The organism is Paenisporosarcina sp. P4_B8 (genome assembly GCF_056402175.1).
This window is the reverse complement of the sequence record NZ_JBFUHX010000032.1, coordinates 1-13087: the sequence shown is the minus strand read 5'-3', so window position 1 is coordinate 13087 and position 13087 is coordinate 1. Positions and strand designations below refer to the sequence as shown.

The 13087-nt window shown below is 32.4% G+C and carries 12 protein-coding genes and 1 pseudogene; 7 read left to right on the top strand and 6 right to left on the bottom strand.

Translation table 11 applies throughout. The annotated features are described in order from the left end of the window. Positions 1 to 447 precede the first annotated feature (447 nt). The 5 genes from AC1DSK_RS16895 (at position 448) to AC1DSK_RS16875 (ending at position 4942) form a co-directional block, all read left to right on the top strand. Complete coding sequence (locus tag AC1DSK_RS16895) at positions 448 to 759, top strand: DUF3784 domain-containing protein (protein WP_477548120.1); 312 nt, start codon at positions 448 to 450, stop codon at positions 757 to 759. A 211-nt stretch (positions 760 to 970) separates the two neighbouring features. Next, the gene (locus AC1DSK_RS16890; protein ID WP_477548119.1) at positions 971 to 1297 is read left to right on the top strand and encodes an antibiotic biosynthesis monooxygenase family protein; all 327 of its coding nucleotides are present in this window, start codon (positions 971 to 973) and stop codon (positions 1295 to 1297) included. 152 nt (positions 1298 to 1449) lie between these two features. Then, positions 1450 to 1992: an N-acetyltransferase family protein gene (locus tag AC1DSK_RS16885; protein ID WP_477548118.1), complete on the top strand. Its 543-nt coding sequence runs from the start codon at positions 1450 to 1452 to the stop codon at positions 1990 to 1992. A 419-nt stretch (positions 1993 to 2411) separates the two neighbouring features. Further along, positions 2412 to 3092 (top strand): response regulator transcription factor, encoded by a 681-nt coding sequence (locus tag AC1DSK_RS16880; protein WP_016427949.1) that lies wholly within the window; start codon positions 2412 to 2414, stop codon positions 3090 to 3092. Next, complete coding sequence (locus AC1DSK_RS16875; protein ID WP_477598419.1) at positions 3089 to 4942, top strand: sensor histidine kinase; 1854 nt, start codon at positions 3089 to 3091, stop codon at positions 4940 to 4942. Before AC1DSK_RS16880 ends, AC1DSK_RS16875 begins: the two co-directional genes overlap by 4 nt. A 402-nt stretch (positions 4943 to 5344) precedes the next feature. On the opposite strand, the gene AC1DSK_RS16870 is transcribed toward AC1DSK_RS16875, so the two are convergent. The 3 genes from AC1DSK_RS16870 to AC1DSK_RS16860 all read right to left on the bottom strand — a co-directional run bounded on the left by AC1DSK_RS16870 (position 5345) and on the right by AC1DSK_RS16860 (position 8071). After that, entirely contained in the window at positions 5345 to 5875 is a 531-nt protein-coding gene (locus AC1DSK_RS16870; RefSeq protein WP_477548116.1) for a hypothetical protein, read from the bottom strand. Between the two features lie 406 nt (positions 5876 to 6281). Beyond that, positions 6282 to 7013: an N-acetylmuramoyl-L-alanine amidase family protein gene (locus AC1DSK_RS16865; protein WP_477598416.1), complete on the bottom strand. Its 732-nt coding sequence runs from the start codon at positions 7011 to 7013 to the stop codon at positions 6282 to 6284. 110 nt (positions 7014 to 7123) lie between these two features. Beyond that, entirely contained in the window at positions 7124 to 8071 is a 948-nt protein-coding gene (locus AC1DSK_RS16860; RefSeq protein WP_477598414.1) for a polysaccharide deacetylase family protein, read from the bottom strand. 233 nt (positions 8072 to 8304) lie between these two features. Here AC1DSK_RS16860 and AC1DSK_RS16855 point away from each other — a divergent pair. Further along, positions 8305 to 8517: pseudogene (locus AC1DSK_RS16855) on the top strand (IS110 family transposase); the annotation flags it as partial. A 31-nt stretch (positions 8518 to 8548) separates the two neighbouring features. Here AC1DSK_RS16855 and AC1DSK_RS16850 read toward each other — a convergent pair. The 3 genes from AC1DSK_RS16850 to AC1DSK_RS16840 are packed head-to-tail and all read right to left on the bottom strand — an operon-like array spanning position 8549 to position 12248. Further along, positions 8549 to 9658 (bottom strand): Ger(x)C family spore germination protein, encoded by a 1110-nt coding sequence (locus tag AC1DSK_RS16850; protein ID WP_477548113.1) that lies wholly within the window; start codon positions 9656 to 9658, stop codon positions 8549 to 8551. Beyond that, positions 9655 to 10761, bottom strand: coding sequence for a GerAB/ArcD/ProY family transporter (locus AC1DSK_RS16845; protein ID WP_477598412.1), 1107 nt, complete (start codon positions 10759 to 10761; stop codon positions 9655 to 9657). Before AC1DSK_RS16845 ends, AC1DSK_RS16850 begins: the two co-directional genes overlap by 4 nt. Then, positions 10746 to 12248 (bottom strand): spore germination protein, encoded by a 1503-nt coding sequence (locus tag AC1DSK_RS16840; protein WP_477548810.1) that lies wholly within the window; start codon positions 12246 to 12248, stop codon positions 10746 to 10748. Before AC1DSK_RS16840 ends, AC1DSK_RS16845 begins: the two co-directional genes overlap by 16 nt. Positions 12249 to 12657: 409 nt before the next feature. Between AC1DSK_RS16840 and AC1DSK_RS16835 the strand changes: the two genes are divergently transcribed. Next, a partial coding sequence (locus AC1DSK_RS16835) for a hypothetical protein (protein WP_477598410.1) occupies positions 12658 to 13087 on the top strand: 430 nt, incomplete at its 3' end.

The following is a 13087-nucleotide window of genomic DNA, read 5'->3' as shown; positions in this document are numbered from 1 at the left end:
GACTATAAGGTTACTGTTATATATGAAAACGGTACTAATGATGGATTTCTTGTTTGGAATCACGAAGGATTAAACGTATTTGTAATAAGACCATCTAAAAACGACGTATTAAGAATAAAGAATGAAAATCATAGAAAAGAATTTCTCGAAATACTAAATTAAATGGAAAATGCTTGGAATATTCTATCCAAGCGTTTTTGTGTACTAAATTCACTGTGAATTTTATTGTGATTTGATATGCGATTTAAGTAGTTTTTTAAGTTTTCTCCATAATATCGGAACTACTACTTATTAAGCTAACGGATGCTTTAGTGAAATGTCGTTGAGCTGCATAAACGGCTCTTTTTTCTTTTTCAACTAAAGGGGMAGGTTAGCTGAATAAGTGTCAATGTAATTACTCTTGATAAGAATATTATCAAAATATTTCTGGTGTGGAGGATGATGAAAATGTATGTTGCAGTTCTAATATGCGGTTTTGTTGGCTTATTAATGTTCTTAATGGCGTATCTAATTTGGGCAAAGAAAAAATTATTTCTAATAGCTGGATACAATGATGAAACGTTCGGGGGGGACAAAGAAAAATTAGGTAAAGTAATGGGTATTTATTCGATAATTATAGGAATAGTCATTTTCCCGTTACCAGTTGCCGTAGAATATATTGGGACATATATTATTTATTTCTTTATAATTTTTATTTCATTATCAACTATACCTCTAGTAATTTATATTAATATTTTAAATAGGAAGAAGGTTAATTAGCATTACATTATGATTGTTAGTAGGAGTAACTTTCTGTAAAAGAAAATAGCGGATTCCCCATAATCAAGCACGACCAAAACAAAAAGTATTTGCTGTTGATGGGGGGGGATCCTTATTGAACTAACGGGGCAGTTTAGTTCAATAATAAGACCAGAGATTATGCTGAAATTTTTTATAATAATGAAAAATAAATTTCTAAGGGGACTTAAATATGAGTGGAATTGCGAAAACTCCGGAACCACCTTATTACGCAGTGATTTTTTCTTCACAAAGAACTGAAGGAGATAATGGTTACGGCAGAATGGCGGATAAAATGGTGGAACTAGCTTCTCAGCAGAATGGATTTTTAGGTGTCGAAGATGCACGGGATGAAGGACTAGGAATTACTGTTTCATATTGGGATTCTTTACAATCCATAAAAGAATGGAAGGAAAATTCAGCCCATAGAGTAGCACAAAATAAAGGGAAATCTGAATGGTATAAAAACTTTTCTCTCAGAGTTTGTAAAGTAGAGAGACATAACTTTTTTGAAATTTGATAATGTTACTTATTCAACTATAGGGTGCTTTAGTTAAAGATTATCGGGCTGCTTAAGCAGCTCTTTTTCTTATTCAACCAACGAGGCAGCACACTTTAAAAAGGATTAATGAAATTTCGTTTCAAGAGAATAGGAGTTGGGAGGGTTTTTGGGTGATTAATGTGGTGATTAGAAGGCCAAGTATTGAGGACATTAGACAGTTAAATGAATTTTTTAGAATTGTTATTATTGATACGTTTAATAAGGAAGGTATAGGGGAGAAGTCGGATGATATTAATGATGAAATTAAAGTTAAGAAAAAATACTTAGAAAGTGATTATGAAAGCAATGGTGAAAAAAGATATTTTTTGATTGCTTTAGATGGTGATAAAATTATTGGTTCAATTGAATACGGCCCAGCAAGCGATCTCATTAGTGATTGTACAAACAATACTTTCAAAGAGCTAATTGAAATAGGTACAGTATTTGTTCTTCCTGACTACCAGAGGATTGGGGTAGGGAATTTGCTATTGAATAAAATGTATTTTACTTTACAGAATAAAGACATAGAAGAATTTTGTTTAGATAGTGGATATACTAATGCACAAAAAATCTGGAAAAAGAAGTTTGGAGAACCTGATTACTTGTTAAAGGATTATTGGGACGAAGGGTATGATCATATGATTTGGAGAGTCAAGGTTAGCGAACGGGTTTAGAATGAGAAGTAAAGAAGCATAAGTGCTTAATCAACTAACGGTGCTTGAGTTTAAGATCAATGAGCAGCTAATTAGCTCACCAGAAGGTTGCTGAAGCCATGACAAAATGGACTATTTATTTTTTGAGATCGTAATCTTTTATTCGGTATCTTTACCTAATCTTTATTTCGTCAGGCTATACTTTTTTGAAACAGAATTATTGAAACTCAAATATTGAAAGAAGTTAGTACATAACCATTGGTAAACAATTAAATAACAATGGTAGAGTTTCAACATTTTTCTTATTTCCGGTTTTTTCCCTTTTAAATCTACTCTCGTTCTTAATAGGAACGATTTATTCATTTAAGTAATGGAGTAATCGAAGAGTTATTGGATAAATTCTAAGAATAAGGAGTATCGAAAGAGAGTGTGAATTGATAATGCAGTACAAAATTTTAATAGTAGAAGATGAGACTATTTTACGTGAAATTGTGAAAGATTATTTCCTAAACGAGGGTTATGAGGTGGTTGAAGCCATTGACGGTGAACAAGCATTAGAATCATTTCAAAAACATGCTTTTCATCTAATTATTCTTGATATTATGTTGCCAAAAGTAGATGGATGGACTGTTTGTAGAAGAATCCGTAAGGGATCAAATGTTCCAATCATCATGTTAACTGCACGTATTGATGAGGATGATACATTACTTGGGTTTGAGCTAGGTGCTGATGATTATGTCACAAAGCCATATAGTCCACCAATTTTATTAGCAAGAGTCAAACGTTTACTTGAAAGTCGATATCGATTGAATGAAGGATCAATAGATACTTTAACTAAAAATGGCATTACAGTAGATTTTTCTTCAAGGTTAGTAAAGGTAGAAGGAGTAAATATTAATTTAACACATACCGAATTTGAAATCTTAACGTATTTAATGCAAAATCAAGGAATCGTGATTACAAGAGAACAACTCTTATATAAGATTTGGGGACATGACTACTTTGGTGATGATCGAACGATCAATACACATATTCGTAATTTACGAGCGAAATTAGGAAGCAAATCAAAACTGATTTCAACGATTATTCGAACAGGGTATAAGTTTGAGGAGAGTTTATGAAATACGGTATTGTTTTAAAATTATTTTTATTAACAACAACATTATGTTTGTTAATTACAGGTACAATTTATATTGGTCAGACCATCTTCTTTAAGCAATACTATGAAAATCAGAAAGTAAATGATTTGATATCAAGTATCAAATCATTTGAGAAACAGTACTTAAAAAGTAATGGAAATGTGCAATCCATCCAGCAATTAGAGCAAGATTTTTATCGTACTCACAATACATGGATAACCACATTGGATCAAAATGGAAATATTATATCTTCAAATGATTATTATGCAGAAATTAAAATAAGTGACGCTAAAAATTCAAATCAATTCGTAACGATTCCACTGTATCATTTATTAAAAGGAGAAGATGTTTATAAAGATACTCCAACCATTACAATAGGAGAGGAAGTGGATCTTTATACGATTGAAAAAAATAATATAAAAATCCCGTTTTATCTATATTTGGCACAGAATAATTCATATTTGGTAAATCAATTTATTTGGAAAAACGTTTGGACTAACCTTAATAAGGAATTCCAAATGGATCGTCATAATGCATCTAGTCTACAAGATAAAATAAGCTTAACAATTAAATATCAATATCAATATCAATATCATTCTAATTTTCAAATCAGTCAATTAAAAGGAATCATACAGAATGTACGATTACCTGATCAAAATGATGTTTCCAGTATCATCTATAGTAATAGCTTATTTATGGAGCGTATTAGTGAATTCCAAACAGATTTAATATTTAATGAAGAAAATCATTTCACAACGGTCAAAACGCTTGATTATGAGCAAAATGGAATAAAATATAAGCTGTTCATTGATCCGGTTAAAGAAAAAAATGGGAACATCAGTTATATCTTTTCAATGGCTTCCTTACAACCTGTTGATGAAGCTGCACAAATGGTCAACGATTATTTTATCTATTTGATAGCTTTTGTGTTACTACTAACTATTTTGGCTTCTTTTTACTATTCAATCAAAATTGCAAGACCATTATTAAAAATCAACAATTCAACTAGAAAAATTGCAGGCTTAGATTTTTCAGAACGAATTGAATATTACTCTAAAGATGAAATAGGCGATTTATCTCAGAATATAAATTTACTATCGGATACACTACATTCGCACATTACTCAGCTACAGCAAGACATTGAAAAAGAAAAACAGTTAGAGAATACTAGAAAAGAATTTATCTCGAGTGTCTCACATGAATTGAAGACCCCGCTAAGTATTATGAAAAGTTGTATTTCGATTCTGAGAGACGGTGTTGCTAGTCATAAGAAGGATTACTACTTTGAAGCGATGGAAAAAGAAGTCGACAAGATGGATCGTTTAATTATTGATATGCTTGAACTAGCAAAGTACGAGTCTGGAACGTACAAAATGAAAATGGAATCTTTTTATTTAGACAAAGTAATTGAGCATATTTGTCATGAATTACATTTAGAAATAGAGAAAAAGCAATTAACCATTCATAAAGAATTGAATTCAATAAAAGTTTTAGCAAATCAACATCTTATCGAACAAGTCATTACGAACTACATTACAAATGCAATCCGTTATACGCCTTTGAATGAGCATATCTATATTTCGACCATCGTAGAGAATGAGCAGGTAAAAGTTTGCGTGGAAAATAAAGGGTCGCATATTCCAGTTGACCAATTAGTAAAGGTTTGGGAACGATTCTATCGAGGTGATACGTCTAGACAACGATCAGAAGGTAGTACTGGATTAGGCCTTGCCATTTCGAAAAATATATTAAATCTACATGGTGTGCAGTGTGGTGTCATGAATACTTCAGATGGAGTACTATTTTACTTTTATTTAAATATGAATCTTTGAAATGTACTGTATTTAAACATCACTTTACCATCCGATTTTTCGTTTGAAATGAAAGAAAGAGCGTCCTCCTAGCGAACTGCCCATTTAATGAGACAGGGATCAAATCTCACCCATGTTTTGATTTGTGTTTATTTGGTTTTATATCTTAATTCACTTGCTCTTTATTTAACTTCTGCTGGATTACTTGCTATTGTACCCATATAAAAACACCTCCAAGTTGTCTTTAGGTATTACATACCTGTTTTCAACTTAAGGTGTTTTATTTGTTTCAAACTATGGGGTCAGTTCCCAGTCAAAAAGAGGAGGTTTTCTTGTTTTAAAAAAGATCTTAATATTAGAATTTTCTTGAATCGGTAAAGCGGTGAAACAGAACAATACCTCCAAGGTGTTTCAGTTTTGTGCTCAATTACTTTTGTGCTCAATTACTTGTAATACTTTCGGTTCAATATCTTTTAAACGTTGTTCCATTGAAGCGGAGTTTTTAGGAACTTCTCCATTTTCTTCACCTTGAATCTGCACGGTAGTTTGTGCTTTCGCAATGACCTCAATCACTTGTTGTGTAGAAACATTTTTAGATGATGCAATTTCATCAACCGATTTTCCAGTTGCTAATTCTTGTTTTAATTCTGCCCCATTCATATTTAATAAAGAAAATAGGTCCTGATTATTTAAAAACTCATTCGCAAAGTAATCAGGCTGACCATCCCGTGTGAAAAAAGCCTCATCAGTAAAACTATATTGAGTTGGTATTTTTTTGCTTTCTTGTACTTGTACGTTTACTTCTTGTTTTGTTATTTCATTCGATTCTTTGTTAACTATTTGTACCGCTTTTACTGACTCATCTTTCTGAATTTGTGTAGCATAGGCACTTCCAGTTCCTACTAATAATGCTGTTGAAATACTAAGTACAGTGAATAAATTCTTTTTACCCATTTAAATTCCTCATTTCATAGTTTTATTTGCCTTACAAATACGATTATAATTTGACAATGTAAAGATGAAACCAAGACGATATCAACTGGAAATAAAGTTTTTTAACTTCTGTGAAATTTTAATTCCATTTTATCCCTCATTTCATAGTTTTATTTGTCTTACAAAAATGATTATCACCGGACAATGTTAAGATAAAGTCAAGATGGAATCAATTGGAAATAAAGTTTTTGTATTTTGCTAAATTTTAAACCAAAAGATTACCGATTAACTTACCATAAAGATACTTACCGTTATTGTTTAATTTTTTTAAAATCCAATTAGTCTTGTCAATGCAGTTAAGATGTATTTTTGATTATTTTTTATAAACATTAACTTCTTATTTTTTATATAGTGGTTTAAATATTATTTATCTTAAATAATCGATTATTCCGTCAACAATTGAAGTTGCCGTGTTTCTTTGAAACTCTTCTGAAGTCATACGCGCTTCATCTTTTGAATTTGAGATGAACCCAAGTTCAAGTAAGATGGCTGGTCTTGAGTTTTCTCTTAATACATAAATGTCTCCAAATCTTACTCCACGATTTCTAGCATCTAGTCCATTTTTAAATATATTTTCATGTATTAATTTCGCTATAGGCTCGTCCGTATTATTATAATAAGTTGTAATGCCTTCAACATCATTTGTAAAAAAGGCATCAAAGTGTACACTAACAAACAAATCTGCATTCTCTTCTTCTGCAATTTTTACACGATCTTCAAGTGATATTTTCACATCATCTTTACGGGTTAAAATAACAGTAGCACCAGTACGTTCCTCTAAATTATTTTGAATATTTTTAGACATTGTTAATGTTACATCTTTTTCAATTGTTCCATTCTGTCCACTTGCACCAATATCCTCTCCGCCATGACCGGGATCAATAACGATTGTTTTACCTGTTAAGATCTTTGTAGTAGTTTTTACTTTATTTTCATAAGATGCTTCAGCTGAATTCACAATCTTTTCAGAAGATTCTTTAGCTAAACCTTCATTATTTCCCATCATTCCATTACCTTGAAGTTTTATGATAGAAAATACCACTATAAATGCTATTACTAATAAAAAAATATATCCATTCTTATTCTTTCTCTTTCGCATGAATATTCCCCCTAATTTTAATAACTACCTTCTAGATTTTAAAAGTCTAATTGTTGTTAATGGAGATAAAATCATCATTTTAGATATGATGAGTATGTAGATTATCCATTTTAAAGACGCCCATCATCCCAGAAATTTAATGGGAAATGTTCGTCGGGATTATATACCTTAATTTCATATTCTTCGGATCTTAAATAGTTAATAATTTCTGGAAGTGCGTCCAAAGTCGATTGATTTTCATGGAATAAAATGACTTCAATATTTTTTGTTGTTTGCCTTCTTACTTCATTTACAACTTTTGAAGAGTTAACAGAATCCCTCCAATCCTGTGTATCCACACTCCAATCCCAAATTTTAAATCCTGCTTCAACTGAATCATTGCGAAGTCCTAAATTCAAACCTGGTTTCGATCCATAAGGGGCGCGTACTAAAGTGGTATCTTCACCTGTCACTTGTTTGATAATGGAGATTGTGTGTTGCATTTCTAGTACAAATTGATTTTCTTTATAAAGGCTATGATAGTCATGCGTCATACTGTGAGCTCCGACATAATTACCTTCGGTAACGGCACGTTTCACTTCATTGGGATAGCGATTTATGCGGACTCCAACCATAAAGAAAGTCGCATTTATTTGTTCCCTATTTAATACGTCAAGAAATTGGTGTGTCAACTCACTAGGTCCATCATCGAATGTCAAATATACGACTTTCTGATTTTTGCTAGAGGGTTGTTTGTTATTTGTTTGAATTACATTACTTTCTGGTTTTGGTTTAATTGGATCAGTTTGGATATTTTCTTTTTTTTCATTTGGTTTCTCCACAGGTGGTTTCATATCATTTGAAAGGTTTGTATCGTCGTTTGCTATCTCTTTGGTACCATTATTCGGTTTCTTTATTTGCTGCTGTGCATTTACTGAATCTCTTACTACATTTACATCTCCAAAATCTTTTAACATTCCAATGAAAAGGTAAATGAGTGAGAATACAATTACTACCCCAAACAGGCTTACAATTACTCTTTTTAATCTCTTTTGTTTTCTCGTTTCTCGAGATCTCATCTATATTTCACCACGCTCTCCTCTACTTACAAATTATTACTATTAATCTGCTAACAATAATGATAATGCTCGTAAATAAAGATGGGCTAAAGATGAGATAAATACTAAGGCAAGATTTGAATGAAGTTTACTTCGTCATAAATGATATGTAATAGAAGAGAAGTTGCATCTTAACTAAAGCGGCAGCATTCCTGTTAGAAAGATTGCCGGGGCAAGAAAAAGAGCCTTCAACGATGAAAGAAACTCAGAAGACAGAAGTAGTTGTTGGAATTGAACCTACGGGTCACTACTGGATGAATTTAGCTTATTTCCTAGACCAATATGGAATCCCACTCGTCATGGTCAATCCAATGCACGTCAAACGTTCGAAAGAACTGGATGATAATTTACCAACCAAACATGAGGAGGGGATGAGGGTTCCACAGTTACCTAAAGTCTCGAAATTCTTCGTTATTGAAAAATAAAAACAGGTAATGTCTAATAGACAGCACCTGTTTTTATAATATTTACATCTACTTTTGGCTCTATTTGAACATTTTTATAATCTTCATCCCAATTCATTTTCTTCCATACGTCAGGATGTCTATTCGCTATTTTCATTTCAATCCCAAAGACATCGCAATTTGCTTCTAAAAGAATTGCGGTGATTTCCTTTGCTTGTTTGGTTAATTCTGCAGAAATTTCTTTATTTAATTTTTTTATATTTAAATCTTCTTTGAGATTTTGTGGATAGGTATTCACTTCTATTTGGATGCTAATATCTATGGTACAAGTTATATCTCCACTTGTTTTGTCTACCTTTATCTCCATGTTTCTTTTCATCTTCCGTGTAGAAAAAGCAATGGATCGATCTTCACTCGCTTGATTTAGCATGAGTTCCATATTGTTCGTCTTTTGTAATTTATCGAGTAATAGTAATAATAAACTGCTTTGCTCCTTTGATAAGGTTTTTCCAGAAAACTTATCTCCATTAAAAAGGGCTACCCCAGCAATCGCAATTTTATCTGATTCTCCTTTTTCTAAATATGGTAAGATAAATTCTTTGCCCGTAGTTAGAATGTTTGTCCATACAGTAAAAATAGTTTCTTCTGGTAATAAGGTAGACTCCTCTGCTCCTTCAATCGTTTGTAAAAGAAAGAATGCAATCGGGCTTTTTCCTTTTTCCGAAGATATGATATCTTCTGCTTTGCCTTTTGTAATCGCAATTTTGGCTACAATATTCGAGTCTTTTCCTCGATAGAAAGGATCTAGTAATTGATGAATCCCATTTTGAGCCAATTCATCACCGATTAAAATAATATGTGCTTGACTAAAATCCACCTGCCCAGCTGTCATGCTATTAATATCGATTGCTAAACCCGCCATAGTAGGTCTTTCAGCACTTACAAGTTCATCTTCAATTTCAAATTGTCCTCCTCCTTTACTTTTCATATTCAAGGCTCGAACTGTAGCGTGTATTTTGCCTTCTTCTGTTAAATCAAAACTGATTCCGTTTACGAGTGTTTTATTAACAAGTTGGTGTTGGTCCCAACAACCTGCCAAAAAGATATTTATGATTATCAAAATTAGTAAGAGTCTTTTTCTCAAGCTGTATCACCAGTTTCATGCTTTTTAAATATGATTGACAGAATTAATAAGAGAGCTGGAATGACAAAGACAACGGCATAACTTAAATAAGTAACATATTTGCTAAAAAGAAGCGTGATTTCATCAGTATGAGGAATAAGTGAAATCAAAAATATAAGAATTCCATTTATCACGACAATCTTTTTATAAGACTTTTTCTCATTACTAATACTTTTACTTGCAAGGAATAAATAAGCAATAATTGACGTGGTCATTGGTACAATCCAAATCGAGAGAAAAATCAAATCTACGTGATCAATCATTTTATAAGATAGTCCCCTTAAAAGATATAACACTGGCTCTCTTATTTGATTCATTTGATCAGGACTAAAACTGATTAAACAAATGAAGACTAAATAGGTGTAGAAGCCTGTGACAAAGATATTTGCCATTGATATGGTTTTTAATACGCCTTTGTTATTATGAATAATAAAGGGATATAAAAACAATAATCCTTCAAAACCCAACTTCGAAAATAACGCACTCTTGCTGCCAATTAGAATGTTTTTAATGCCTGAACTCCCAATTGGAAGGATGAATTGAATCTCTTTCGGAAGTATTAGAGTAAAAAGAGTAATAAACAGTAATACGATTATCAGCGAAGAAGCTAGAACAAAAAATCTGGCTATTATTTTTAAATTGCTGACGGTCAAATAAATACTGGCGATTAATATAAGCAAGGATATAGCCCAGTTAGGCGTTAGAGGCAATAATAGTAATTTTATTAATTTCACCATTAGAATGGTTAATATACTTCCGGTCATAATAAAATAAAAGTAAGTGATAAAATTCAATATTTTTCCCAAAAAATTTCCAAGGATTTTCTGGGTTATTTTTGTAAATGTATCATTTGGAAATCTTTTTAATAATAACCAATATACAACCAACACGAATTGGACAACTACCCCTGCTAAAATGATCGATATCCACGCGTCCCCTTTTGCTGATTCCTGGACAACATTTGGTAAAGAAAAAAGACCAATACCAATCTGACTTTGAATTAATACAAAAAACAACTGAAACTTTGTTATTGATATTTTTTTAGTAATCACTTCTTCTTCCAACCCCTTGTATGCCATTGTTGTTTTTTGTATACGGGCATGGAGTCTGTTGGTCGTGTGTTAAGTTTCCAAAAAGGGAGTCTCACGAACGTATCTTTTATGTCTGCTATGTTAAAAGGTGCGAATGGCGCAAAGTAAGGCATACCAAAGGATTCTAATTTACATAGGTGAATAACAATCACCATTAATGCAAGTACAATTCCAAAAAAACCGAACAATGATGCGGCTATCATGACAGGAAATCCCAATAACCTAGCGCTGGTTCCCATTTCATTTACTGGTGATATGAATGAAGCTATGGCAGTGAGTCCAATTACAACAATCATCGTATTTGAAACTAAATTCGCTTCCACTACTGCTGTACCAATTACAAGCCCCCCCACAATACCAATTGTGTGAGCAATCGGAGTAGGTAAACGTATGGAAGCTTCTTTTAGTAACTCAAGAATGATTTGCATCGTAAAAGCTTCTATTAAAGGAGGAAAGGGGACGTATTCTAATGAAACCCTGATGGAATATAAAATACCAATTGGAAGTACTTCAGAATGAAAAGAAACGATGGCAATGTAAATTGCCGGCAAACTGATAGCAATGATAAAACTAAAGAAGCGAATAAATCGGAAAAAAGAACCTACTAGCCAACGACTATTATAATCGTCAGGCGATTGGTAAAACGCAAAAAAAGTAATTGGCATAATTAAAATTCTAGGACTACCATCAACAAGTAATATGATTTTCCCTTCGGTTAAGTACGACACAGCTCTATCAGGCCTTTCAGTAGACAACATTTGAGGAAAAGGAGTATAAGGATTGTCCTCAATGTAATCCTCTACTTCGCCAATTGAAAGTAGTTGATCGACTTCAATAGAAGTAATTCTTCGTTCAACTTCTTCTAGAATTTTTTTATTTGCAAGATTTTCTATAAAGACCATACTTACTTTCGTATTTGTAATTTTTCCTAAAGTGAAAAATTTTACTTTTAATTGAGGGCTTTTTATTCTCCTTCTCAAAAGTAGAATATTAGTACCTAAATTTTCGACAAACCCATCATGAGAACTTATAATACTCCGTTCATTAACTGGTTCTTCTATAGAACGCGCTGCAATTTCTCGTACAGATACTGACTTTGCAATCGCATCATTTTCTAATAAAATAGTACAGAAACCTTCTAATAAACTAGCCCCTACCTCTGAAATTTTTGAAGAACATTTCAATTCAGTAGCCTTCACTACATTTTGTATTTCTCCTGATTTCATTTCCAAAATAGGACCTATAACAGAAGATTGAAGAATATCTTTTTTCACCATCGAATCTAGAAAAAGAATAGTGCAATCCTTGTTATTAAACATCATATCTTTAACCATTAAGTCTTCTGTTTGACAAAGATATTCTCGGATTGTATGTATATTTTTTTTAATATCATTAGTAAGTAGTTGATCGCTTTCATTGACATGATAATTGTGTAATGAAGTTTTTTTAAAGAAACTCATCTGAGAATACTCCTCGCCTCGACTTTCTAGTTGCTATTATTCTTTCCGTTTTTTATCTTTGTTATGCTTATCAAATTATTTTGCTGGATGGAAAACCGAAACGATTCCATTATCTGGACCACCTGATGTATGGGCAGCTTCATTGGTGAATGAAATTTATGGTAGATACTTTAATGGTTATATTACTCCGGATTATAAAATTACTTGTGCATTGGCTACTGTAAATATATGGTGTTGATTAACTCCAGGTTTTTCTGAACAAAACCCTTCGGTTCAGTGATTGAATCGGGCTTTATAAGATCTTTGAATAAAACGTTACTGAAAGGTGAACTATTTGGTAATTCATTTACAGGGGAGTTTATCTGTGGTAATATAACTAAATATTCCCAATAATAAAGGAGATTGAATGATGAAAAAACTATTATTGCTTATTGCTTCACTTTCTTTAGTTCTTGCAGCTTGTACTGAAGACAAAGAAGAGAAAAAAGTTACAACGACTGTAGGAACTAARTCTGAAGAAACTGCATCTGAAGAAAAAGCGAACCCTGCTGGAGATATGATGAAGTTTTACTTATCAATCTCTCAATCTATTAATACTGTAGATGCAGATCTTAATGCTTTTGAAAATGTAGATGTAGAAGCACCTCCAGAAGCGGCTGAGCTTAAAAAAATGCGGGATGCTGCAAAAACAGCTGCTACAAATACTGCGGTTAAAGTAGAAGAATTAGAAGTTCCTGCTGAATTAAAAGATCATCAAGAAACAATTGACTCAGCATTAAACAAAATGCAAGAAGCTTATACAATGAAAGCAGACGCATTAGCTGCAGAAGGTGATGTTG